The organism is uncultured Phascolarctobacterium sp., assembly GCF_937920985.1.
Lineage (GTDB): Bacteria > Bacillota > Negativicutes > Acidaminococcales > Acidaminococcaceae > Phascolarctobacterium_A.
Window position 1 is genome coordinate 1 of record NZ_CALDXR010000060.1, and the last position, 24,973, is coordinate 24,973.

The 24,973-nt window shown below is 45.4% G+C and carries 25 protein-coding genes and 1 pseudogene; 4 read left to right on the forward strand and 22 right to left on the reverse strand.

Annotation, left to right across the window (positions count from 1 at the left end):
* Window positions 1-109 precede the first annotated feature (109 nt).
* The 3 genes from Q0612_RS10490 to Q0612_RS10500 all read right to left on the reverse strand — a co-directional run bounded on the left by Q0612_RS10490 (window position 110) and on the right by Q0612_RS10500 (window position 2,102).
* Window positions 110-508 carry a type II toxin-antitoxin system HicB family antitoxin gene (locus Q0612_RS10490; RefSeq protein ID WP_293723088.1) on the reverse strand — a complete coding sequence of 133 codons (399 nt, stop codon included), beginning with the start codon at window positions 506-508 and terminating at the stop codon, window positions 110-112.
* A gap of 20 nt (window positions 509-528) precedes the next feature.
* Complete coding sequence (locus Q0612_RS10495; protein WP_021720504.1) at window positions 529-723, reverse strand: type II toxin-antitoxin system HicA family toxin; 195 nt, start codon at window positions 721-723, stop codon at window positions 529-531.
* Window positions 724-854: 131 nt separating this feature from the next.
* Window positions 855-2,102, reverse strand: coding sequence for an SLC13 family permease (locus Q0612_RS10500; RefSeq protein WP_298884427.1), 1,248 nt, complete (start codon window positions 2,100-2,102; stop codon window positions 855-857).
* A 330-nt stretch (window positions 2,103-2,432) separates the two neighbouring features.
* On the opposite strand from Q0612_RS10500, the gene Q0612_RS10505 reads away from it, so the two are divergent.
* From Q0612_RS10505 to Q0612_RS10515, 3 genes are read left to right on the forward strand one after another with little or no spacing between them, the layout of a single operon-like run.
* Window positions 2,433-3,278, forward strand: a complete 846-nt coding sequence (locus Q0612_RS10505; RefSeq protein ID WP_298884555.1) for an arylamine N-acetyltransferase — start codon at window positions 2,433-2,435, stop codon at window positions 3,276-3,278.
* Window positions 3,279-3,298: 20 nt separating this feature from the next.
* Window positions 3,299-4,819 carry a CCA tRNA nucleotidyltransferase gene (locus Q0612_RS10510; RefSeq protein ID WP_298884430.1) on the forward strand — a complete coding sequence of 507 codons (1,521 nt, stop codon included), beginning with the start codon at window positions 3,299-3,301 and terminating at the stop codon, window positions 4,817-4,819.
* A complete protein-coding gene (locus tag Q0612_RS10515; protein ID WP_298884433.1) occupies window positions 4,816-5,562 on the forward strand; it encodes a C39 family peptidase in 747 nt (248 codons plus the stop codon). The genes Q0612_RS10510 and Q0612_RS10515 overlap by 4 nt, the downstream gene beginning before the upstream one ends.
* Window positions 5,563-5,645: 83 nt before the next feature.
* On the opposite strand, the gene Q0612_RS10520 is transcribed toward Q0612_RS10515, so the two are convergent.
* Window positions 5,646-6,884: an MFS transporter gene (locus Q0612_RS10520; protein WP_298884435.1), complete on the reverse strand. Its 1,239-nt coding sequence runs from the start codon at window positions 6,882-6,884 to the stop codon at window positions 5,646-5,648.
* Between the two features lie 225 nt (window positions 6,885-7,109).
* Here Q0612_RS10520 and Q0612_RS10525 point away from each other — a divergent pair, with 225 nt between their 5' ends.
* Complete coding sequence (locus Q0612_RS10525) at window positions 7,110-8,195, forward strand: hypothetical protein (protein WP_298884437.1); 1,086 nt, start codon at window positions 7,110-7,112, stop codon at window positions 8,193-8,195.
* Between the two features lie 98 nt (window positions 8,196-8,293).
* Here the strand turns inward: Q0612_RS10525 and Q0612_RS10530 are convergent, their stop codons facing one another.
* The 18 genes and pseudogenes from Q0612_RS10530 to Q0612_RS10615 all read right to left on the reverse strand — a co-directional run bounded on the left by Q0612_RS10530 (window position 8,294) and on the right by Q0612_RS10615 (window position 24,968).
* On the reverse strand, window positions 8,294-9,472 hold the full coding sequence (locus Q0612_RS10530; RefSeq protein WP_249747784.1) for a PLP-dependent aminotransferase family protein: 1,179 nt from the start codon (window positions 9,470-9,472) through the stop codon (window positions 8,294-8,296).
* A 165-nt stretch (window positions 9,473-9,637) separates the two neighbouring features.
* A complete protein-coding gene (locus Q0612_RS10535) occupies window positions 9,638-10,093 on the reverse strand; it encodes a low molecular weight protein-tyrosine-phosphatase (protein ID WP_298884442.1) in 456 nt (151 codons plus the stop codon).
* A gap of 191 nt (window positions 10,094-10,284) precedes the next feature.
* Window positions 10,285-10,545, reverse strand: a complete 261-nt coding sequence (locus Q0612_RS10540) for a hypothetical protein (RefSeq protein ID WP_298884444.1) — start codon at window positions 10,543-10,545, stop codon at window positions 10,285-10,287.
* Between the two features lie 31 nt (window positions 10,546-10,576).
* Entirely contained in the window at window positions 10,577-10,936 is a 360-nt protein-coding gene (locus Q0612_RS10545; protein WP_298884446.1) for a type II toxin-antitoxin system RnlB family antitoxin, read from the reverse strand.
* 22 nt (window positions 10,937-10,958) lie between these two features.
* Complete coding sequence (locus tag Q0612_RS10550) at window positions 10,959-12,350, reverse strand: viroplasmin family protein (RefSeq protein WP_298884449.1); 1,392 nt, start codon at window positions 12,348-12,350, stop codon at window positions 10,959-10,961.
* A gap of 161 nt (window positions 12,351-12,511) precedes the next feature.
* Window positions 12,512-13,138, reverse strand: a pseudogene (locus Q0612_RS10555) (type I restriction-modification system subunit M N-terminal domain-containing protein); the annotation flags it as partial.
* 95 nt (window positions 13,139-13,233) lie between these two features.
* Window positions 13,234-14,232 (reverse strand): YhcG family protein, encoded by a 999-nt coding sequence (locus Q0612_RS10560; RefSeq protein WP_298884454.1) that lies wholly within the window; start codon window positions 14,230-14,232, stop codon window positions 13,234-13,236.
* Between the two features lie 62 nt (window positions 14,233-14,294).
* Window positions 14,295-15,185: a Fic family protein gene (locus Q0612_RS10565; protein WP_367181738.1), complete on the reverse strand. Its 891-nt coding sequence runs from the start codon at window positions 15,183-15,185 to the stop codon at window positions 14,295-14,297.
* 229 nt (window positions 15,186-15,414) lie between these two features.
* On the reverse strand, window positions 15,415-15,855 hold the full coding sequence (locus tag Q0612_RS10570; protein WP_298884460.1) for a C-GCAxxG-C-C family protein: 441 nt from the start codon (window positions 15,853-15,855) through the stop codon (window positions 15,415-15,417).
* Window positions 15,856-15,890: 35 nt separating this feature from the next.
* Window positions 15,891-17,588: an FAD-dependent oxidoreductase gene (locus tag Q0612_RS10575; RefSeq protein ID WP_298884463.1), complete on the reverse strand. Its 1,698-nt coding sequence runs from the start codon at window positions 17,586-17,588 to the stop codon at window positions 15,891-15,893.
* A gap of 155 nt (window positions 17,589-17,743) precedes the next feature.
* Window positions 17,744-18,181, reverse strand: coding sequence for a type II 3-dehydroquinate dehydratase (gene aroQ, locus Q0612_RS10580; protein WP_009144674.1), 438 nt, complete (start codon window positions 18,179-18,181; stop codon window positions 17,744-17,746).
* A 2-nt stretch (window positions 18,182-18,183) separates the two neighbouring features.
* On the reverse strand, window positions 18,184-18,684 hold the full coding sequence (locus tag Q0612_RS10585; protein WP_298884467.1) for a shikimate kinase: 501 nt from the start codon (window positions 18,682-18,684) through the stop codon (window positions 18,184-18,186).
* Window positions 18,681-19,496, reverse strand: a complete 816-nt coding sequence (gene aroE, locus Q0612_RS10590; protein ID WP_298884470.1) for a shikimate dehydrogenase — start codon at window positions 19,494-19,496, stop codon at window positions 18,681-18,683. The genes Q0612_RS10585 and aroE overlap by 4 nt, the downstream gene beginning before the upstream one ends.
* 4 nt (window positions 19,497-19,500) lie before the next feature.
* Window positions 19,501-20,619, reverse strand: a complete 1,119-nt coding sequence (gene pheA, locus Q0612_RS10595) for a prephenate dehydratase (RefSeq protein WP_298884473.1) — start codon at window positions 20,617-20,619, stop codon at window positions 19,501-19,503.
* 1 nt (window position 20,620) lies between these two features.
* Entirely contained in the window at window positions 20,621-21,715 is a 1,095-nt protein-coding gene (gene aroC, locus Q0612_RS10600) for a chorismate synthase (protein WP_298884476.1), read from the reverse strand.
* The gene (gene aroA / locus Q0612_RS10605; protein WP_298884479.1) at window positions 21,712-23,013 is read right to left on the reverse strand and encodes a 3-phosphoshikimate 1-carboxyvinyltransferase; all 1,302 of its coding nucleotides are present in this window, start codon (window positions 23,011-23,013) and stop codon (window positions 21,712-21,714) included. The genes aroC and aroA overlap by 4 nt, the downstream gene beginning before the upstream one ends.
* A gap of 6 nt (window positions 23,014-23,019) precedes the next feature.
* Window positions 23,020-24,084 carry a 3-dehydroquinate synthase gene (aroB, locus tag Q0612_RS10610; protein WP_298884482.1) on the reverse strand — a complete coding sequence of 355 codons (1,065 nt, stop codon included), beginning with the start codon at window positions 24,082-24,084 and terminating at the stop codon, window positions 23,020-23,022.
* Entirely contained in the window at window positions 24,084-24,968 is an 885-nt protein-coding gene (locus Q0612_RS10615) for a prephenate dehydrogenase (protein ID WP_298884485.1), read from the reverse strand. Before Q0612_RS10615 ends, aroB begins: the two co-directional genes overlap by 1 nt.
* Window positions 24,969-24,973: the final 5 nt, after the last annotated feature.

The window sequence follows — 24,973 nt, forward strand, 5'->3', positions numbered from 1 at the left end:
GCGTAGTGGACTTTCACCACCTAGTTATCGCCCATGCTGGGCGCACCAAAAAAAGCCGCCGGCTCAGGAGATTTTTCTCTGAGTCTGCGGCTTTTTTTGCTTCTATAAATTAACGTGCATTTAATCCCAATTCATTAATCAAGGCACGCTGCAACAAATTTGAAAAATTAATATCGTTATCAATTGCCAGATTATTAAGCCATGCAGGAATCGAGAGCGTCTTCTTTACAGCCTTCGCATTATACTTTTTGTCATAAGCAAGCTTATCAAAAGCAACCATCATCACAAATTGATTGCCTTCCAGATTGATTTCATTGGGTTTTGATGCCTGAGGATATTCTTCAGGCTTTTTACCTTCCAACATCAGGCCAATCACTTCCTGCACCATCTCCAAAGCTTCTTCCAAAGAATCTCCTTGAGTATTGCAGCCGGGAATATCCGGAACATACACAGAAACGCCTACTTCCTCAGGTTCAAAAATTACCGGATAAAAATATTTTTTAGACATAATACGCTCCTTTCTTCTCCTTATCGTTTTAATCCAGCCTGCTTTAAAATAGCCTGTTCTAAGCCTTTCTTTAATTCTTTAGTATGCAAAGGTACAGCAACAGTTATATTCCGCTGTGGATTAAAATATTTTTGATGAGAACCATTATTGCTCTTCACATAAACAAAACCATTTTGTAAAAGCAATCTGATCATTTCTTTAGGGGTTAGTGGCATAAACGCAACCTCCTTTAATTTATTATACTACGTAATATTACGTATGTAAAGGAATGCACGCTGCAACAAAAAAGTCTTCGCACACATCCGAATATGCACGAAGACCAAAAGATTATTATAAAATTTTTACCTCACAGCAACCAATGGAACATACCGAAATAAGAGAAAACACACAACACGGAAACGCCCAGCGCAGAAACGCCGAACATTTTCATAAACAGATTCTGCTGCTGCTTCTGATTAGCATTAGCGGCCGAAGCATATGCTGCCAACGCCAATGCACCGCCTGTAGAAAGCGGACTGATGGCAGCGACATGTGAAATCGTTGTAATCGAGGAAGCCAATTCGAACTCATTCACCCCGCCAAGCTGCTGGGCAACATGCGGCACAGTCGGCAGCAGCGTAGGCATAACAACACCGCTGCTTGAGCTGAACCAGCTCATAATACCGGAGGTAAGTCCCATAACAGCGGCAGCACTTTTAGCGCTCATCAGCGAAACAAGCACATTGGAAAGCACCTCAATACCGCCGAGATCTATAATCAGCTGCATCAAAACACCGACACCGGTAATCAGCAGCAGCGTATTCCAAGGAATGTGCCTGATAGCTTTGCTCTCATCGGAAACACGTAAAAAGGACAATACCGCAGCAACTGCAAAGCTGACCAGTCCGACATTAATACGCAAAAGCATAACCATAAGCACCATCACTACAATACCGGCAATAGTCGTCAGCTGCCTTTTGTTAAAGCAGGGAACTTCTTTTTTCTGCTCCACAACAGCAGAACGCAGCTTATAGCCTCCCAACAAAATATAGATAATAACGGCATAAATAGTAAATGAAAGAATACCATTCATAAGAAAATCATTTTCAATACCGGTTAAGCCAAACTCTGCGCACAGATTCGCACCGATAATGCCGGTAGCAGCAAGCGGTGATAAACCACCGGCGCAAGAACCCAAAACAGTTAAGGTTGAAAGCAGCACTGGACTGATTTTCATTTCTGCTGCCAAGGACATGGAAAAAACCATCATTATAGCCATAGTCGGTACAGATCCGGGACCAAGCGCAGCAAGTATAATCGAGAATACATAAATAATGATCGGAATCAGGTAAACACGCTTACCTGCTAAGGAAATAACTTTTTGTGCCAGTAAATCCAGACTGCCGTTAATCTGTGCCAAACTGAACAAATAAGTTACACCCAAAAGCATCAGAAACAAAGAAGCATTGAAGCCTTTAATAATTTCCGCATCACTGATGCCTGCCATACGTCCCAAAAGCAAGGCAAAAGCTATGCACAAAAGACCCGTATTCATTTTACGGATAAAACCAAGCATTATCGCCAGCAGTAAAAAACCCAAGGATAACAGAGCCATCGGAAACCTCCAAAAAATTTATTTGAGAGTGTATTTGAGAGTGTAACAACGGGAATATTAAATATAACAGAATCGCCATTTATATAATAACACTTAGGAATTACTTTGTAAAACGGTAGTTTTGTTTATCTTATTCTTGTTTGGCATTAAAATTATTCCACACAGGAATAGTCTTTTTATTGTCGCCAGCAGTGCAGATATATGCTATGCTATTCCAACTCTTCAAAGTAAAATAGTTTATTTCCTGCAAAATAAATGTTACAATAAATAATTGAGAGAAGATTAGACAGGTTTCATGGCTAAGCTGATGCCGTGAACCTGATGATGGAGATGATTGCTTTGCCAAATTACGCAGATATCAACGGACGGCCGATGAAGAAGCTGCAAATAGAACAATACCTGCGCAAGCTGCAGCTCAACGACTTTGAGCCAACTGTTAATTTAGCAACCTTGACTAAATTGCAGGACGCGCACCTCAAATATATTCCCTATGAAAATTTTGACTGTCTAAACGGCAAAATTACCTCGCTCAAAAGACAGGATATGTTCAATAAGGTTATCATGCACAACCGCGGCGGTATCTGCTTTGAGCTGAACGGACTTTACAACTGGCTTTTGGAATCCCTGGGCTTTGATGTGACCAGCTATTCCGCCCGCTTTATCGATAAAATGGAAACCTACCAGCTGCGCCGCCACCGCGTAATGTGTGTAGCTTTAGGCGATAAGCGTTATCTTACCGATGTCGGTGTGAACAGCGAAAGCCCGCGTGTGCCGCTGGAAATTACTGAAGGCCTGATTCAAAGCGACGGCATCAGCCAATACAAATTTACCCGCAGTGAGTTTTGGGGTTGGCTGCTTTGGCAAAAGGAGCGCGGCAAAATTTGGAAACGCCTCTTTGGCTTTACCGAAGAGCCGCAGATAGACAAAGACTTTATTACCGCCAGCTTCTGGTGCGACGCACATCCAGACTCACCGTTTATCAAAAGCAAAAAGCTGTCTATTTTCCGCGAGGACTGCAATATTACCGTTCGCGGCAACTATTTAAAATTTTACCTCGGCGGTCGCGTTAAGTACCGCTATAAAATTAACACCGGTGCCGAGCTTAAGGAAATTCTTTGGGAGTATTTCGGTATTAATGTAGAATACCGGCTCAAGGATGACGGTATAGAATACTAAGCCGGCAGGAGATTTGTAAAATGCCTGATTTATTTTTTCCAAGTTATACAAAAAAAATACTGTCTGCCTTGAACGCTGCCGGCTATGAAGCCTATCTTGTCGGCGGTGCCGTGCGTGACCTGCTTTTAGGCAAATCACCGGACGATTACGATATCACTACCAATGCTCTGCCGGAGCAGGTTCTGGCAGTTTGCAAGCAAAATGGTTGGAAAACTGTTGACCAATTAGGTCATAATTTCGGCTGTGTAGTCATTGTTATCGACGGCGTTGCTACCGAAGTAACAACCTTCCGCGGCGAACGCTATAACGACGAAGATATGCATCGCCCTGCTGCAACGTGGTTTTGCAGCAGTCTGCGCGAGGATTTGAGCCGTCGCGATTTTACTGTCAACGCTATGGCGCTATCACTGGACGGCACATTGTATGATTACTTTGGCGGTCAGCAGGATTTGCAGCAGAAAATTTTGCGCACCGTAGGTGACGCTAAGCAACGCTTTCAAGAGGACGCTCTACGTATGCTGCGTGCCTGCCGCTTTGTGGCACAGCTCGGCTTTACGTACGAGCAGGCAGGCTGCGAAGCACTGCCTGCCTGCGGTGCGCCGAACACCCCCTACTACCTGCCGCATGGCTATAGCTTTCCGATAGAACGCTGCGCCGGTCTTTCGTTGGAGCGTGTACGCAAGGAACTGGAAAAGCTCCTTACATCTGAATATGCAGGCAAGGGCTTAATGCTGATGATGGCAACAGGCCTTTTAGGTACAAACTGTCATGCCCGCGAAAACGGCAACGATACTCTCATTCCCATTCTTCCGGAAGCACTGCACCTTTTAGGACTGCACCAAAATCCGCGCTTTCATTTATACGATACCTGGGAGCACACACTGTTGGCAATTGACAGCAGCCCGCGTGATTTAACCATCCGTTGGGCGTTAGTGCTGCACGATCTTGGCAAGGGCTTGCCGAATGTCCGCAAGCTGAACAAGGAAGGACAGCCAAGCGATCCCGGCCACGAAGCAGAAAGCGCAAAAATGGCTAAAGCTATCCTGACACGCCTAGGCTATAACAAAAGCTTTATACATTTGGTTACCTGGCTGGTAGCGCAGCATATGCGCTTCGCGCCTATGCTGCTCACCGGCGAGCGCACCCTGCTGCGCTGGGTGCGCAGCGAAGCCGCCAACTCCGGCTTTCGCACGCAGGCAGAGCTGACGCAGGCCTACAGTCTGCTGGTCGAAGTTTTTCTTGCTGATATGGGAGCAACCCACGCCCGCGAAAACGAACAGCTGATGGCCGAAGGTCGCCTTTTAGGCCGTCAGGTTGTGGAACTGGTACGCACACGCATGCCTGTATGCACCAAGGATCTTGCCATCGGCGGACGCGGGCTGCTGGAGCTTATTCCCAAGGCTGACATTAAAAATATTTTATCCTACCTGCTGGAACGCGTACAATCAGGTAATCTTCCCAACGAAAAAGAAGCTTTGCTCACAGCAGTCCATAAGCATCTTAAGCGTAAAACTACACTCAGTTTAGGAGAGCAGCTATGAAAACAAAGCGCATTTTAACGGCCATTGTTTGCCTGCTAGTCATTTTAGGCGGCCTTAATTATCTTTTTCAGCAATCCCCTATGCCCATCGGCACACCAGGAAGCACACCGGCAGCCGGTGCCGCACAATTCGTAGGCAAACACGATATCAAGGATTCACCCTATTTTAAACATCCTGATTTTTATAATATGCAATCTGATGAGCATCTTACTATTTTGCCGAAATTTGCCACTACGCAGCAAATCACTCATTATACCTGTGGTCCGGCCGCTGCAAATATGGTTGTAAAATATTACAAAGGCAAAACGCTCGATGATGAGCTGGCTGTTGCCAAAATCATGGGCAGCAGCAAAACCGTCGGCACCAACACCAAGGGCATGGTAAACTACTTTGAAAAAATCGGTTGGGAGTTCCATTCCTCCATCAAAGATAAAACTCCCGACAACTATAAGGATTTCCTTAAATTTATCGAGAGTAATCTGAAACATAATACCCCTATTATTGTAGAAAATGTTGACTGGGGAGGACATTGGCGTGTCATCATCGGTTATGACAGCATGGGCACCGCACACAAAAGTGACGATGTGCTTATTATGGCAGATCCCTATGATACTACCGACCATCTGCAGGACGGCTACAGCATTGTGCCGGCAGAACGCTTCTTCTATATGTGGTTTGACCATCAGCTTTTCCCGCAAAGTGAGCAAAAACGCCAATGGCTGACAGCTAAACCAAAAGATTAAAAAGCATTCCATAATGTTTTTTCAAAACAAAACCGTTGCCGCATTTTCCTGCAGCAACGGTCTTTTATTATATATATATCAATTTAGCTAACAATCTCCTGCTCCACGCCACGCACACGCGTAAAGTACGAATACAAGGCTAAGGCCATAAGCACGCAACCGGCAAACACAAGCACATAACGCGAGCTCATAAAGCTGCCCAAGGCACCGCCAACAAGCGGTCCTACCACACCGCCAAACTGCTGCGCGCTCGTAACCAGACCAAAGGCCTTACCGCGCATATTGGCAGCAGTAACACGTGTCAGGTTAGCATTGATATTAGGCACAGCACCTGCCAGGAACAGGCCGTAAACAAACTGAATAGCAGCAAACTGCCACACAGTATTGATGAACACCTGGAAAAGATTAATAAAACCGGCAATAAAGGTTACAATGCAGAAAACGCGCACATAACCGAAGCGTTGGCCGCGTTTTCCCCAAAACGGCGCAGCCAAAATGCCGGTAATGCCGGACAGCGAGAAAACTACACCGGACATCTTGATAGCAGCATCACCCATATCATGCATCAGCTCGCCTACGTACAAGGTAATCAGCGGCTGAATTAGCATTACGCAGGTCTGCACCACAAAGAACATAGCCATAATATACAACAGGCCCTTGTTATGCAAAGCATTCTTTAAATCAGCTAGCAGATTACTTGCTTCGCGCGCGCCCTTATTCAGTACGGACATATCCTTAACGATAAACACTACGGCACTAGTTGCAATAAACAAGGCCAGACTGCCTACATAAAACGAAGCACGCATGCCAAACCAGCTGCTCAGATAACCGCCCATCAACGGTCCCATGATTGTACCGCTGGCTACCGCAGTCTGCATCAGTCCCATCCCCCAGCCCATACGCTCCTCCGGTAAGGATGAAGACGCCATCGACATACAGGCAGGCACAAAGCCGGCAACAACACCGCACACAATACGCACCAGAAGAAGCTGATAGACATCCTGACAGACGCCGGTAAGAAAATAGGTCAGCGCCAAACCATAGCCGGCGCGAATCGCCATCTTTCTCTGCCCGACATGGTCAGCCAAAGCACCCCAATATGGTGCCATTACGGCAGACCCCATAAAGGTTACGGCAAAGGTAATACCTGCCCAGAAGTTAACATCAGGCTGGGCAACATGCAGCTCACGCAGCAGATAAACAGGCAAAAACGGTATGCACATAGTATAGCTGGCGCAACATAAAAATACTCCCAGCCACAATACAGGCAAATTTGCCTTCCAGCTGCTTTTGTTGTCAGAAGTAAAAGCTTGTATTGACATTTTATCTCCCTCTCATCTCTCTAATTGCTATTATAACACAATGCAGGCAGATAGTCACAGCAGATAAATGCCGAAGCTTTTTCTTTCTAGACAATAGATACACTTTTAGCGTATAATATTGTTTAGATTAAATTCGTATTGTTAGCGATAAAGTAAATCGCTGACAACTTTATCAACGTAAAAATCAAAATGCAGACCTTGAGCCTGTAAAGGAGAGTGCAGAATTTGAAACCATATAGCATGCAAGAATTAGAAGAATGCGGCTTTTTATCAAAAATGTTCGGCAGCAAGCCTACCGAAAACGGCTGGAAGGAGCTCAATAATCTGTTGGCTGCAGCACCCGATGCTTTGGCTGTCAGTGCCGACGATGTACATCACGCTCTGAAAAAATGGGGCGTAAAATTCAACGATGATAATTTCAACCAACGCAGCGGCATTTACCGCAAGCTGGCAGATGTTATCTTCACTGAAGTACAAAATAAAGAAGACAGCCTTTGGGCGCAGCTTGCACACTTAGCTGAAATTTTGGAACTGCCGCCGCATCTGGCAAAGCAGGCTGATAAGGCAGCAAAAACAGCTGCTTATTTTGTCCGTTGCCGTGATTTGCTTGCAGGCACCGAAAAGCTGGATATCAAACAATTGAATGGGTTATTCGGCTATGACTACGAAGACAGTCTTTCCATGCGTAAGCAGGTTTTCCAAGCACACTTCAACCTGAAGTTTGATGAAATCAGCAACGCACAGCGTTATACTCCGGAAGAAGAAGCTGCCCTGCGTGCCGATTGCGCAACGTTGGATATCCCTTACGAATTAAAGAACAATATTGTCAGCGCTCTGGAAAAATACCGCAGCCTGTGGAATGCAGAGCATATGCCTTTAGGTGATATCAAGCAGGATGCCTTCCCGCTCAACCCGGGTGAAATCTGCCACGCCTATACCAACTGCGGTCTCTGCCAAAACAAAATGATAGAACGCGAGGACAATTACTATGAGCTGACACGCAAATTCCGCATTGATGAAACTGTTGCCTTCAAGGGCGAAAAAATCGAGCATCCCAAATTCACCGAGGAAATGACTATTATTGAAGAGCTTGGCATGTTCTTCCTTACTAACCAACGTTTAGTTTATATTGGTAAGAAAAATGCTTTCCACATCCCGCTCAACGTTCTCAGCAGTGCTGATTTTGACGGCATCAACATTGTAACCTTCCATCACACCGATGGTACCGACAGTATCTTTAAATTCAGTGACGAGGCTGCCGGAGTTTTATACATTCTGTTCGAAAGAACCTTAAAGGCTGCTAAAGCATAAAACATCATATATACAAAATACCCCTGCAGAAATTTTTCTGCAGGGGTTAAATTTTTATCAGCTGTAAAATTTACAAGACAGCTAAAGCCGTCAAAGAATTACATGCACTCTTTGATTGCTTTAGCCATGCGTTGGATACCTTCAACAATGCGGTCATCCGGCATGTTGGAGTAGTTGATACGCATGCTGCGGTCAGTCTTCTGGTTCGGATAGAAAGCATCACCGATAACGCCGGCAACCTTCATCTCGATGCATTTGTTGAATACTTTGCGTGCGCTTACGCCTTCAGGGAATGTCAGCCACAGGAACAGACCACCTTCCGGATGAGTCCATTCGGTGCCAGCCGGGAAGTATTTCTCCATGGATTCGAGAATCAGATCACGACGATGTTTGTACAGAGCAACGATTTCTTTAACGTGCTCATCCAGGTCGTATTGTTCCATGTAAGCATCTGCAACGCCTTGGTCAAAGTTAGAGGTGTGCAGGTCAGCACTTTGTTTGATTTTAACAAACTCGCTCAGCAGGCTGTGCTCTGCAGCGATCCAGCCAAGACGCAGGCCCGGGCAGAAGATTTTGGAGAAGGTGCCCAGGAACATAACCAAGCCTTTGGTATCCATAGATTTCAGGGACGGCAGGATAGTGCCTTCATAGCGCAGTTCGCCGTACGGATTATCTTCGAGTACAGGCAGGTTGTGTTTGTTAACAACTTCCATAAATTTTTGACGGCGTTCCATGGACCAGGTACGACCGGTCGGGTTTTGGAAGTCAGGAATTACATAGATAAATTTGCAGTTCGGAGTGGTTTCCAGAATTTTATCCAGTTCTTCCGGAATCAGACCACCGTTATCGGTCGGAACCTCAACAAATTTCGGTTGGTAAGCGTTGAATGCGTTCAAAGCGCCGAGGTATGACGGGCTTTCGCACAGAACAACGTCGCCGGGATCCAGGAACAGCTTGCCTGCGAAGTCCAGGCATTGTTGAGAACCGGTGGTAATCAGAATGTCATCGGGATCAACGTTGGTGTGATATTTATCAGCCATGCGTTTAGCAATTTTTGCACGCAGGGACGGACGGCCTTCGGTAGTTGCATATTGCAGCAGCTGGCGACCTTCCTTCAGTACCAGGTCATGAGAAACCTTGGCAATTTCTTCTACAGGGAACAGCTCCGGTGCAGGCAGACCGCCGGCAAAGGAAATAATATCAGGCTGAGCAGTTAATTTTAACAGCTCGCGGATTTCAGAAGCTTGCATACGCTCCATACGTGTTGCGAATTTCATGTTTAAAAACCTCTCTTCATTGGAAACTATATTATTTTACCGTAACACTTATTGTAGCACCACAATCTAAAACAAACAAGCAAAATACCGTTTTCGATTAATTCTATTTATTTTTACGGCAAATTGTGTTAACTTATTAACGGTTTGCGCGGAAATTTGTTTGTTTTAATATTTCAGATACTTCAGTAAGCCTTCCAAGCCTTCCATGATATCTTTATAGGTCACTTCAAAGTCACCCGTATACCATGGGTCAGCAATGCTTGCACCCTTACGCTCGGTATAATCGAGCAAAAGATGCACCTTACCCTGCGTATCTTCACCAATTACTCTGCGCAAATTACGGATATTATTGCTGTCCATAGCCAGCAGCAAATCGTAATATTCGTAGTCACGCTTCGTTACCTGTACCGCATGCTTGCCTGCGACGCTGATGCCGTACTGCGCCAGCTTATTGCGCGTGCCGTGATGCACAGGATTACCGATTTCTTCCCTGCTCGTCGCTGCCGACTCAATCTCAAAATCAGCGGCAATGCCGCGCTTTTTTACAATGTCCTTCAATAAAAACTCTGCCATAGGCGAACGGCAGATATTGCCGTGGCAGATAAAGAGAATTTTTATCATAATCTCTCTATTCCTCCATAAGTCTCGAAAACATTGATATTACGTTTTTTGGGATTATAGTTAAACTTAATATACTACAACAATACTGGCTGTTTATTCAACAGCAATCCCTTGTCTTTTTTCGTTATTTTTATTTCCCTTGCTAACAGCAAAATTATTACCAGTAACCAAGTTCATGAAACCACGATTATTTAAATTGTCATAGGAATTGTCATCTCTGATAACTGTGCTTCTTTTACTAGGTCTTTGATGATTTCAAAATATATTTTCTGAAGTTCATATTCAGAAAGTTTAACCCTTTGTTCCCGATTCTGTTCTTCGCAGTAATCGTCATCCATCGCAACATTCAACGCCTTTATTGCTTCCAAAAGCTCCTCTGTGGGCTCGACATAAGTTTCTTTAAAATCATCAATAACTCCATATTCATCATCAGATATATACTGATAATCCATGCACTGATAAGCTAGTTAGGCTGTGTTACTCTTAAAAGGCAATACCGTCTTTAACCATTTGTCGCTGGCTTTCTGTCAAAATAGAATTTTCTACATATCCATAATTATCATGCAACCATTGTACAGTCTCCTTGCGGAATGACTCCACCGGTGACACAATATGCGCTGTTTTAAAGTCCAATTTACCGTTTTTGAAATCGCAGCACATAAATCTGTTATCTCCATCACCAGTAATAAAGAGCTGGTCAATCAAAATCCTCCCTGATGAATTAACCATATTAGGAGCTTCTTCAATGCTGCGAAGGTGGTCTATGAGACTTTCAAATGATAACCAAAGGAGGAATCTGTCATATCCGTCTGTATTTGTTTCTTTAATAACAAAAGTATTCATTGCAGCCCCTCCTTTCAAAATATTATTGATTTGTACTGATTAAATCAATACATCTCTTAATAATTTCGTCTGCCTCTTCTTTTGTGTTTATGCTTCTTGTATTGTCGAAATTCTCGCTCAAAACATCGCCAAAATGGAATGACGAATTTCTCTGTGACACGTAATAATTATAACAATTCTCGATATAATTATTTTTGCTTCTATCTGGAAATGCTTCCTGCACTACATATTTATTCGGAATAACCGTTTTATCACACCCAAAGCAGGTGAAGTTTCTTCCAACAATTCCGCCAGCCAAAGTAATCAAGTACTTAATATGCCCCTCTAATGCTTTTAATGCGGGAAAGGCATACTGAGAATAGTCTTCACTTTCTACATAATAATTCATATTGATTACGGCCTGTTTTATCAAACGCTTTATTCCCGGTGGATACGCACTAGGAAGTCCGTTCTCAATAGGACCAAAGGCATTGTCCACAACGTCCTTCTTTATGCTCATTCGGTATGCGTTTCCGAGGATTTGTTCTACTTTAGTATTTTCATCCAGTTCTACCAATGTGGTAGTGATGACTTGGAACAAATACGAGTTTTTACCTTGTACTAGTAGCTTATGCTGTCCTGATTTAAATAATGATACCGTTACTGTGTCACTATTTAGTCTAAAACGATAAATCGCCTTATCAGTTTTATTATCAACTGTATGGGTAATATTCCCATCCGCCTCTTCGATTATTTCTGAAAATGCATCGAAATCATTCTTGTTAAAATACGGAATAGAAAACCAGTGTTCACCCTGAACAGCAACCTTTTTTTTATCATTCAAAGCAGATTTTGCAAGCTGGTCCGCTTTTTCATTGTATATAACATTACTATGTCCCGGAACCTTTATAAACTCAACCTTAATAAAATCTTCAAATTTAGATTTGTATAATGAGACAAACATCTGGCTCACCTTTGCCTTTGCGCCCCATTCACCAGTTATCCACTTTGAAAGGCCTTCATAGTCATGATAGATTTTCAGTTTTTCGAATCCATTAGATATCGCCCAATCAAATGCGTTAATTACACCAAAAATTTCACCGATAATGTTGTTACTATCCAGATACTCCTTATTACTTCCATATCCACAAATGCTCTCCTCTGTTCCATCAGGCAAAACGAATGACACCCCATAGGAATATCTGTTCAAGCTCTTATCGTAGCTTCCATCTGTAAATGCAACCAGATACCCAGCTTTGTTATCCTCAGCAACCTGTTCAACCCAAACATCTCGATTATCGAGGTAGGCTTCTGCTTCTTCCTTCGTTTTAAATTTCTTATATTCTGAACCAGAGAATCCGGATGTTGCAGCTTGTGCTTCTGCCCAATTATCAAAAATACCTGTAGTATGTCCTTTTCTTACCGCATAGTACATTTCGGTGCACCTCCTAAGTGTAGAATATATTATTATATTGTTTTCATACTTATTTGTCAAGCTATCGTCAAAAAAATAAGTCGATTCAAAACCGACACCCTAGCGACACCCCTAAGTTAAGTAATATTAAATTGTATTAAATACATAGTCTTAATTTCGGGCAAGATACCACTTTTAGGTTCAATAATATTTACAATCATTTTCACCAATGATTTCGGTGTAAAAAACACGCCATCATCGGATGCGATGTTTTTTACAAATTTATTGAGGTAGTACTCGTAGATACGACCGATAATATCACCGCCTACTTCATCCAATGCACTGTTATTAAAGATACGAAGAAGCTCAGACAGCAGTTAATCAGAGAAATCTGTATAACTCTTTGGCAATACACCTGTAAGTTGTTCACTCTGATCTTCAATCAGTTGCATAGCATTATTTACAACCTCACCAAGACTGGTCATAGGCTGTCCATCTTTATTCAATAATCCTGCAGCTGAAATATCATTAGGGAGATTCAGTAAATAGTCGTACTGTGCCTCTTTCGGTAAAAAGAGCGCACTTTTAGCAGCAAAGTCACTTGCTTCTACCGGCATAACTCTGCCACCACGAGACGGACGATTATTCAAAATCTCCGCTTCTACCATTTTAAATCTGCTATATGCATAACGCAGAAAAATTAATCCCAATACCGGCATACAGTACTGATTGGATGTCAGTTTTGAGCCTGCACGCAGCAAGTCCGCTGATTCCCATAATTCTGCTTCTAATTTACGAATGTTTATCATTGCTTTACACTCCTATGTATCAAAATCCCATTCTCTGTCGTATATCGTTCAACCATTCTCCCTTATATTTGAAGAATCTTTCGGCATACTTATGTTTATTTAATCCGTTTCTGAATATCTTCAACAGATGGCAGTTGCTTTTCCAGATCATCCGGCAGGCTACTGGTTATTTTGTATTCGCTTACACCAATCGGCTTTGAAATATCCTTGAGTGAATATTCTGCAACCACATTGTTTTTGCTTTTGCACAGAAGCAAACCAATGGACGGATTATCCTGCTCTTTTTTCAAAATGCCGTCCACGGCTGACAGATAAAAGTTTAGCTGACCAGCATATTCCGGCTTGAAATCACCGGTTTTCAATTCGATAACTACATAACAGCGAAGATTCAGGTTATAGAACAACAAATCAATGTAAAAATCATCGCCGCCTACGTTCAGGTGATACTGGTTTCCCAGAAAAGCAAACCCTGTTCCAAGCTCCAGAAGAAGCTTTGTGACATCCCTAACAAGTGCCTGCTCAATATCCCGTTCGAGCATATCCTCCCGGAAAGAAATAAAATCAAATACATATGGATCTTTCATTGTCTGCACCGCAAGTTCACTTTGCGGAGACGGTAAGCGGTGATTAAAATTTGTAACTTTATCTGCCAGAACCTGCCGCTGATACAAGTTGCTTTCAATCTGATGGACAAGAACATTTCGAGACCAGCCGTTTTCCGCTGACTTTTTGATATACCATTTACGTTCATCCATATCAGCGACCTTATCCAGAAGAACTATATTTTGACCCCATGGAATTTGTGCAACAACCTGTTGCACAAATTCTCGGTCTGGATAAATCTCTGCGAATTTTGCCATATACTTCAAATTACGAACAGAATATCCTTTGCTTTCTGGAAAAGCAATCCGAATATCTGCTGCAAGGTTATCAATAAACTTGTTTCCCCATGATTTATGTTCATTGATTACGCAACCAATATCATAATAGAGAAGCAGCATATCTGCATTCACATGAATTGCCGCACGATATTGTGCCGCAGTAATTTCACTCTTAATATTTTCAATAATGGAAAGATACTCAGCCGTATTCATTAGCACACTCATCGCCTCGCTTTCACATAATTCTTATCATTATTTTCTCTATATAAGATGCTTTAATACTCAATCCTAAAATAATCAAGATATGCCTTATATCTATCCTGCGCAGCAAGGCAGGTATCCATCAGATAACCGTTGTCCTTCCCCCACTCCTTTAAGCCTCGATAGTAAAACATTTTCAGATTATCCTCTATAATAAACGGAACAATATTATATTTCAGGCACTCTTTAAACATAATCAGCCTGCCAATGCGTCCGTTGCCATCCTGAAACGGATGAATCCTTTCAAAACACACATGAAAATCCAAAATATCTTTAAACGTCTTACTCTTTTTCGCATTATATTTTGCCAAAAGTGATCGCATCTGCTCGCTAACCTCTTCCGGCAAAGCTGTATCTCTGCCGTCAACCTCGTTCGGAAGCTTTTTATAATCACCGACAGCAAACCAATCCTTACGCGCATCACTCGTGCCGGTTTTCAAAATAAAATGCAATTCCCTAATCAGCTTTTCTGATAAAGCAGTCTTTGCCTTATCTATAAGCAAATCAATACAGCGAAAGTGATTAGCAGTTTCAATAACATCATCCACGTTCAAAACTTCATTTTCCACACCAATCATATTCGTTTCAAAAATATAACGCGTCTGCTCATGTGTCAGTCTGCTGCCTTCCATATGATTAGAGTTATAGGTCAACTCAATTTGCGTTTTATGATAGATACCGCCTGCATATCTGCTTGCTTTTTCTTCCTGCAGAACATTTAACAAGCTACGCTCGCTCTGCTTAATCTTATTAACACGCTCCGGTTTTACTGCCGTTTCCGGAATACTCCATACTCTGCCATGCAGCTCTGCTCCCTGCACACGTCCCTGTGCGCAATAATTACGCACGCTGCGCTCGGATATCTGCCACTTTGCCGCTGTTTCAGCTACTGAAAGATACTTCATCATCTCACCTCCGTTACGTTGTATCTAAGAATAGTATAGCATGTTGACGGCAAAAACTTCAATTAATTTGTTTTGATAGCCAATTATTTTTGCCGTCAACAAGCGCTCCGCAATTTTTTATTATTGCTTTTAGCTTATTTACGTATTCTCACACATAGAAAGAAAAACTAAGGGACTGTCACCGCAAGTAAGCTTTACTTACGCGACAGCCCCTTTTAGCTTATCAATATTACTTCAGCAGTTCCTTTTCTTCCAGATACACTGCCAGCAGCTGCGCCACCTTATTCACCAGCTTCAGACAATTTTTCAAATGCTCACGCGTATTAAACTCATAGGGCATCAAATCACCGCAGGCACAGGAGCCGAATTCCTTGGCAAAGCGCTCATGAAATTCCAGCGTCAGCGGATAAATTTCTGCCAACGGTTTATCGCTAGGCTGATTGCGACCGGCCAACGTACTGATGACCATCACACAGCCTGCCATCGCACCACACAAATCGCGCGCATGGCCAATGCCGCCGCCAAAACCGGAGCACAGACGGAAAGCATTATCATCAATATTCACACCTGCCTCCTTGCGGAAGGTTTCCACAATTGCTTCGCAGCAGTTATAACCGCTCTTAAAATTGTTGCCTGCTGCCATGCCAATTTTTTCGCTAAATTCACTCATGCTTTTCTCCTCCTTGCATAACAATATTAAAATGCTTACTTTTTGTCGTTATCGCTTTCCGTCGCATACGGCCAACCACTCATGCCACCCTCCAGGCTGTAAACATCACTGAAGCCACGGGCGCGCAGGATAACCTCCGCTTCGTAGCCACGCAAATCAATCTGGCAGGCTGTAACTATTTTCTGCTCTTTATCCATCTTGCTGATATCCGCTGTCCGCAAGGTATCAAGCGGCAGATTTACTCTCGACGGAATGTCGGCAATACGCTTAGCTGCTACCTCTGCCGACGTACGTACATCAACGAATAAATAATCCTCCTGCGTGCGGTTTTTTTCAAAGTCTACAGGATTAATGCTGCGCAGCTGTCCGTCAAGTTTATTTTGCAGGACATTGGCTGCCGTTGCGATATTCTCAATCGGCGTATTAAACGGCGGAGCATAAGCCAGATCAAGTCCGGACAAATCCTCTAGCGTTGCACCTAAAGAAATTGCCGCCGCCAATGTATCAATACGCTTCGCTACACTCGCTCCGACAGCCTGCGCCCCCAATACGCGGCCGCTGCTCTTTTCCGCCAACAGCTTCAGCACAATACGCCCTACTCCCGGCATATAACCCAAACGATCGAAGCCTGGTACAACTACGCTTGCAAAATCAATACCGGCCTGCCGCGCAGTCCGCTCGTTCAAACCGGTTGCCCCAGCTTCCTGCGCAAAAAAGCGACAGGCAGCAGTCCCCAGGACACCGGGATATTGCTTCCGCGCTCCGCAGATATTATCCGCAATTACGCGGCCATGCTTGTTGGCGGTAGAACCCATAGGCACAAATACCTTGGCTCCGCTGACACGATGAGTATTTTCCGCACAGTCACCTCCGGCATAAATTGCATCATCGCTTGTCTGCAGGTATTCGTTAACCGCAATACAGCCGCTCGGACCTATAACAAGACCGGCCTCACGCGCCAGCTCCACGTTCGGACGCACGCCGACGGCAACGATAACCAACTGTGCCGGGATTACGCGTTTATCCGTCTGCACTCCGCTAACTTTACCGTTTTCTACGGTAAAAGCACCTGCTCTTTCCTCCAGATAAATATCGAGCAACGGATTTTTCGTATCACGCAGCAGCAGTGCTGCCATATCCTCATCAAGCAACTGCGGCAGCAGTCTGTCCTGCTGTTCCAGAACGCTGGTATGCAAACCGCGGCGCACAAAAGCTTCTGCAAGCTCCAAACCGATAAAGCCTGCGCCGATGATAACTACATCCTTAACGCCGCCTTCGGCAATTTCCTTATCTACTGCATTAACATCCCACGGAAACCAGAAACTGTGAATGCCTGCGGCATCAGCATTAGGCAAGGGAAGCTTCACCGGCGTACTGCCGGTTGCCAACACCAGCACGTCATAAGACAGCTGTTTCAGCTCTCCCTTTTCCATATAATGCACGCATTTTTGCACTCTGTCTATTTTTTGCACATTACAGCCACAGCGGGCATCCACGCCCTTCACGGCCGCAAAATAATTACTGTCGCGCAAGGCTCCCTGCGGTGTATGGTCAAAGCTGTCCATACTCTTAACCTCGCCGCTGATAAAATACGGAAAGCCGCATGCGCCATAACTCAGTTGCGGTCCGCGTTCCAGCACGATAATCTCTGCTTCGGCATCCAGCCTGCGTAAGCGCGCCGCCGTTTTCATACCGGCGGCCACTCCACCGACGATTACTACACGTTTGCCCATAATATCACCTCCAAGAATGATTTAACGTTATCTTACTATTATGAAAATTCAGCTGTCAAACTTGCTTCTGTCAGCAAATATTACTCTATACTTATTATAACAAAACAGCCTCCGAAAGCAAAGCTACGAAGACTGTTTACCAAAATTATTATATGCTATTTTGCTTCATACACACTCAAAGCTTCCATTGCCAACGCATAGCCCGCAAAGCCCAGGCCGCAAATCTGGCCGACGCAGCCTGCCACCGTTACAGAATGATGGCGGAACTCCTCGCGCTGATGGATGTTGCTGATATGCACCTCAATCGCAGGAATATTTACTGCCTTCAATGCGTCCAGAATTGCTACGCTGTAATGCGTAAATGCCGCCGGATTGATAACAATGCCGTCAAAATGACCGTAAGCATTCTGAATAGCGGTAACTATATCGCCCTCATAATTGCTCTGCAGCAGCTCCACCTCTACGCCAAGGCGGTCGGCCGCCGAACGGATGTAAGCACACAGGCTGTCATAATCATCACGGCCATAGATATTTTTTTCACGGATGCCCAGCATATTAATGTTAGGACCATTTAAAACTAAAATTTTACGCATCTTTATCCCTCCAGCTTAGCGGCAATATTCAGCAGCTCATGCAGAACTCTGCCGAAATCGCCGTTATTATCAATAGTATAATCAGCATATCGGCGGTACAGCGCAATACGCTCGTTATATAAAGTATAAAGCTTCTGCTTATCGGCAGCAAGCAACGGACGCGCATCACCGGCAATACAGCCAATGATGTTTTCCGGCTTGCGGTCGATAAAAACTACAACACCGCCCTGCTTCAGCAGCTCCATGTTTTCGGCACGCTTCACGGCACCTCCGCCTGTCGCGATAACAGCTCCGTCACATTCCGCCAGATACGCCAGCGTGCGCGTTTCCGCTGCGCGGAACGCATCTTCGCTTTCAGCGAAGAACGCCTTTATCGTGCGCTGCTCACGCTCCTCGAGGACAGAATCGGCATCATAAAACGGCAGCTGCAAGCGTTTCGCCATACGCTTGCCAAAGGTGCTTTTACCGCAGCCAGGCATACCAATCAGCACGATGTTTTTCATATACTCTGCTCCAAATCCTGCATGATTTTGACGATTAATTCGCTGTCGTATTTTTCACCCTGCCAGATTTCCTGTGCAGCCACAGCCTGCGCCACAAGCATGAACAAGCCGTTGACAGTCTGCATCTTTGCCTCGGCAGCCTGCTTCAAGAACAGCGTCTGCTTAGGGTTATAAATCAAATCGACGGCTGCGTCAAAATTACTGATTTCCTCAGGCGTAACAGGTGCAGCATTTACCTTGGGATACATACCCACAGGCGTACAGTTGACAATCACATCACCGGTCAGCGCTGCCAGGCCGTCATAATCAATAAACTTACACTTAGGCGCAATTTTAATGAAATCCTTATCCACATGCGCAACATCACGCGTAACAAGATACAGCTTGCCGACACGCTTATCAACCATATATTTCACAACTGCACGCGCAGCGCCGCCGGTGCCCAGCACCGCAACACGCTTAGCGCGCACATCAATATTGTTGTATTCCAGCATTCTGCCGAAGCCGAAGTAATCGGTATTGTAGCCTTCAGCACCATTTTCACCGAACTTAATCGTGTTTACAGCTCCGATAGCCTTAGCCTCTCGCGTAATGCTGTCCAAAAATGGCATAACGTGCAATTTATGCGGAATGGTAACATTGCTGCCCGCATAATTGGCACGCAGCTCTTCCATACGCTTAGGCAAGTCCTCCTGCAGCGTTTCCAGAAGCGTATAATCGCCCTCAATGCCGGTATATTTAAAAAACAGCTTGTGAATCTGCGGTGAAAGGCTGTGTCCCAGCTTACCGCCTAAAAGTCCGTAATGCTTCATCTGTCTATTCCTTTCGCTCGTAAGCACGATAATTGCCAAGAACCTTGCAATAGGTGCTCTTTGATTTTATTTCTTCCATCACATCGATAACCAGCGGATCTGCCAGATTACCGGTGACATCAATGTAGAAAAAGTATTCCCACGTTTTGCCGACAATCGGACGCGATTCCAGATTCAGCATATTCAGGCCCATATGATAGAAGCTGGCGAGCATTTTATATAGCGAGCCTGTTTCGTGCTTCACAGCAACAATCAGCGTAATCTTATTTGCGTTCGCTACTATTTCCGGTTTTTTGGCAATAATAACAAAGCGAGTATAATTGTTGCTGTTGCTGTTGATAGCAGGAGCAATAATCTTCAGATTATAAAGCTCTGCTGCCTGCTTGCCGGCAATAGCGCCCAAGCTTACATCCTGCTTTTCTGCAACCTCCTCCGCACTCTTTGATGTACTGAAATAAGGAACCTGCTCTATATCCGGATAATCATGGAAGAAATCAGCGCACTGCTTCAAGCCCTGCGGATGCGAATACACTGTTTTAATCGTGCCAAGTGACGCACCCTCACAGCCTAACAGATTTTGCTCAATCTTTACGCACTGCTCGCCTACAATACTGCAGTCATACTGACGCAGCAAATCATATACCTCGGTAATACCGCCTGTCGAAGAATTTTCAATCGGCAGGACGGCGTAATCCATAGTGCCATCGCTGATGCTGGAAATTACCTCTTCAAAGGTCTGGAAGTGATGACGATTATATTGACGTCCGTGAAAATATTCCTCTAACGCCTGATGCGTAAAAGAGCCGGCAGGACCGAAGCAGGCCACCTCAAAGGTTTTGTCATTTACTTCAGCCAGAGCAGTTTCTTCCAACAGGCAGGCCTGGTCAATAATACCGCGCATAATATTTTTCACAGCAACGGAATAATCCTTATTCTCCAAAAAACCTGCTACCTTTTCGATAACCTTGGCTTCACGGTTTTTGTCCTTAACAGGCAGTCCCTTGGATTTTTTATAGGCAGCTACCTGCATAACTAACTGCAGACGGCTTTCCAGTACGTCTGCCAGCTGCTGGTCAACCTTGTCTATTTCTTTGCGGATTTTTTCTAAATCAAGCTCCTGCATCTTATTTCTCCCATTTCTTCGCTTCTAAAAGTAAATCCCACAGCGTCCACGCAACTACCGCTTCGATAACAGGCACAGCACGCTGCACAATACAGGGATCATGTCTGCCGACGATAGCAAGTGTTGTATCAGCCTGCTCCTTAAGGCTCACAGTCTGCTGCTCGCGTGCAATCGACGGTGTCGGCTTAATGGCCACGCGCACTACCAAAGGCATGCCGTTGGTAATGCCGCCGGTAACGCCGCCGTTGTGGTTTGTCAATGCCAGCACTTTGCCGTCAACGTAATGCAAAGCGTCATTCGCTTCAGCACCCGTCATACAGGCAAAGCCAAAGCCGTCGCCAAACTCTACGCCTTTAACGGCAGGCACAGAAAACAGCGCATGACTCAGCATGCTTTCCACGGAATCAAAATACGGTGCGCCGATTCCTGCAAGCAAATGCAGTGCAATAGCTTCAACTACACCACCCACGCTGTTAAGCTCGCTCTTAGCCTGCAAAATGCGCTCCTGCATTTTTTCGCCGACAGTATCATCCATAACCGCAAACTTTTTCGCATGCAGCTCTGCCAATTCTGCATCACTTACGCCCATTGGATTGAAGCGCTCTTCTTGGATATCGTTAATCTGCAGAATATGCGAACCAACAACAATACCATGTTGTGCCAGTGCCTGCTTGGCTACAGCACCGGCAAAAACGAGCGGTGCCGTCAGTCGACCGGAAAAATGGCCGCCGCCGCGATAATCATTAAAGCCCTGATAACGCACATGGCCTGCGTAATCCGCATGTCCGGGGCGCATTTTATCGGCGAGAATGCTGTAATCCTTAGAATGCTGGTCGCTGTTGATGATACGCGCACACAGCGGCGTACCTGTCGTAAAGCCATTGAAGAAGCCGCTTTGGATTTCTACCGTATCACTTTCCTTGCGTGCCGTGCTCAGCGCATTTTGTCCGGGAGCACGACGCGCCATTTCGGCAGCAATCGTTGCTTCATCAAGCGCCAGTCCCGGCGGCAGTCCGTCCAGCACTACGCCGATGGACTTGCCGTGCGATTCGCCGTATATCGCCATTTTTATATTCATGCCAAAAATTCCGCTCATGCCAGCACCTCAATTTTTCCGCCTACGCTCTTGTAATCCTCCCAGAAGTCAGGATAAGATTTGCTTACACTGCCTGCGCCGGTCAAAGTAATCGGTTCGGCGCAGCATTGTGCAGCAATTGCCAGGCTCATGGCAATACGATGGTCGTTCCAGGCATCTACTTCAACGCCGCCGCGCAAGCCATCAGGCTTGCCGATAATTGTCAGACCTTCGGCCTCTTCCGTAATTGCCGCACCCATTTTATTTAATTCGCTCGTCATAGCCGCCAATCTGTCGCATTCCTTGATACGCAGGCGTCCTGCATTGATAATCTTCGTTGTTCCCTCGCTAACTGCCGCCAGCACGGTAAGCACAGGAATAATATCAGGACAGTTCGATGCATCTATCACCGTTGCCTGCGTTGCACCACTGTTTACGGTTACGCTGTCAGCATTTTTTACAATATCAGCACCCATGCGCTGCATAATTTCTACCACAGCCTTATCACCCTGCAGAGAAGCAAAGTCAAAACCGCTTGCGGTAATGCCTGCACCCAAAGCACCGCCGACAGTCCAGAATGCTGCCTGCGACCAGTCGCCCTCAACCTTGCTGTCCTGCGCTTTGAAACGCTGCTTGCCCGGCACAAGATAATGACGATGTGCGCCATCTACATTTTCTACTTTTACGCCATACTTCGCCAAGCAGTTCAGTGTCATATCTACATAAGAAGCAGATTCCAGTGGCGAAGTAATGATAATTTCGGAATCACCCTTTAATAACGGCAAAGCAAAAAGCAGACCGCTGACAAACTGACTGCTGACATCTCCCGGCAGTTCAAATTTACCCGGCATCAGGTGACCGTTGACCGTCAAAGGCAGATTGCCGTTATCATTAAAATATTGTACAAACTGCTTATCCAGAATATCGTAATATGCCTGCAAAGGACGCGATACCAGCTTACCATGACCGATAAAGGTCAGCGGACAACCAAGATTTGCTCCCAAGGGAATGAAAAAGCGCAAGGTCGAACCGGATTCACCGCAGTCAACATTATCTGCCGCCGCAATCGGATGACCTGTGCCCGTAATCTGCAAAGCCTTACGTCCCTCTAGCATGCTGGGAATTTCGTCAACGCTCACGTTCATAGCACGCAGGACGCGCATTGTTGTTTCAATATCCTTAGACATGCTGATGTTATCAACAATGCTGGTGCCGCCTGCCAGACCTGCACAAATGATTTCTCTGTGTCCCATGCTTTTAGATGACGGAACCTGCACCGTTCCTGCCAATTTTGCAGGATAAATTTTTATCTTTTCCATTTAGCCTCACCCCAAATACTTTGGCACTTCCTGCCAATCAACTTTCTGCAGTACGCCCTCGCCTATCTGCTGCAAAATAATGAGGGTAATGCTGTTGCCGTTCTTTTTCTTATCTCTTGCCATTGTATCAAGCAGCTGCGCTTTTTCTACGCCCGCAGTCAACGGCAAATTATACTTTTCAAGTACGCTCTTAATCCGCTCGGCGCTGCCTTTGGCTGTCATTCCCAGCTCTTCGGTGCGCTTAGTCAACTGATACATGCCAATCGCCACGCCCTCACCGTGCGTAAAGCAGCTGTAGCCGAAGTGCTGCTCTACTGCATGTCCCAAGGTATGACCGAAGTTCAGCAGCATACGCAGGCCCGTATCAAATTCATCCTGCTCAACAATGCGTGCTTTAATAGCGCAACAGGTAGCAACCACGCTGTCAATATCTGCCAAAAGCTCCGCATCATCGGCATAGCCGGCAATTTTTTCAAAAAGCTCCGCGTCTTTAATGCAGCCGTATTTAATCGCTTCTGCCAAACCATCGTGCAAAAAGCGTGTAGAAAGCGTTGCCAGTAAAGCTGTATCAATAAATACAGCTTTTGGCTGATAAAAGGCACCGGCAAGATTTTTGCCGGCCTTTAAATCTACCGCAACCTTACCACCCACGCTACTGTCAATCTGTGCCAGCAGTGAAGTCGGTATCTGCACAAAGGCAATGCCACGCATAAAGCTGGCAGCGGCAAAGCCGCCCAAATCACCGACAACACCGCCGCCAAGTGTCAGCACAACGTCGGTGCGCGTAAGCCCTGCTGCAGCCAGCTGCTCCAGTACATCGCTGAGCACCTGCATATTCTTGCTCTGCTCACCGGCTTCAATTACCACCTTATGCACAACAAGGCCAGCCTCTTCGAGGCTAGCCTGTAGTTTTTCCGCATATAACGGTGCAACATTTGTATCGCTGATAATTGCAGCCTTGCGCGCCTTCGGCAGCAACGCTGCAACCTTAGAGCCGACCTGCGGCAGCAGGCCGGCGGCTATTTCAATATCATAGGCATGAGCGCCTAAAGCAACATGAATTTTCTTCATTAAAAAAGCTCCCTTCTCCGTGCTCCCGCCTTGCGCATCAGCTCCTTCAGCTTTTCGCCGTCGTCACCGCGCAGAGCGTCGCGCCACAGCGCCAGCTGCTCCATATATTTGTCTATTTCATCCGCAACCTTTTCCCTGTTGGCAAGGAATAAATTGCACCATAATTCAGGATTGATATCTGCTACACGAGTGCCATCTCGGAAGCTGCCGGCAACGAAGTACTTGGTCTTATCATCAAAGGAAGCGCTGTCCATGAGCGCTACCGCAGTAACATGCGGCAAATTGCTGGTATAGGCAATAGTGGCATCATGCTGCGCCGGTGTCACCTGCACCGTATGCTTGCAGCCAAGAGCTAAAGCAAATTGCTCCAGCCAGCTGACCGCAGCCTGTGTGTTATGCTTTTCCGGCACGATGATGTAATTTGCATTCTGAAAAATATGCGCATCACTCATGCCCAAGCCACTGCCCTGACGTCCTGCCATCGGATGGCCGGAAATAAATTCCATGCCATCCTTTAAAAGTTCCTGGCCTCTGCTGATCATATCGTTTTTGATACCTGCAACATCAGTCAGCAAAACGCTTTCGTTAAAGAAATCAACGTTTGCAGCTATAAAGCCCACGATTGCTTCAGGATAAATAGCGCAAATGATTACGTTGGCCTCCTTAAGCCGGTTATCAGGCTCAGTCATGCCAATATCAACCAAGCCCTGCTGCTTTGCCTCCTGCAGTGTTGCTGCATCACGCTCTATACCGATAATCTGCTTAACGCCCAGTTTACGCAATGCTTTGGCATAGGAGCCGCCAATCAGCCCCAGGCCAACGATAGCAAAGCTGAGCTCCTGCCACCTTGTACTTCTATTTTCGCCACCAAAATCAGCTTCCAAAAAAA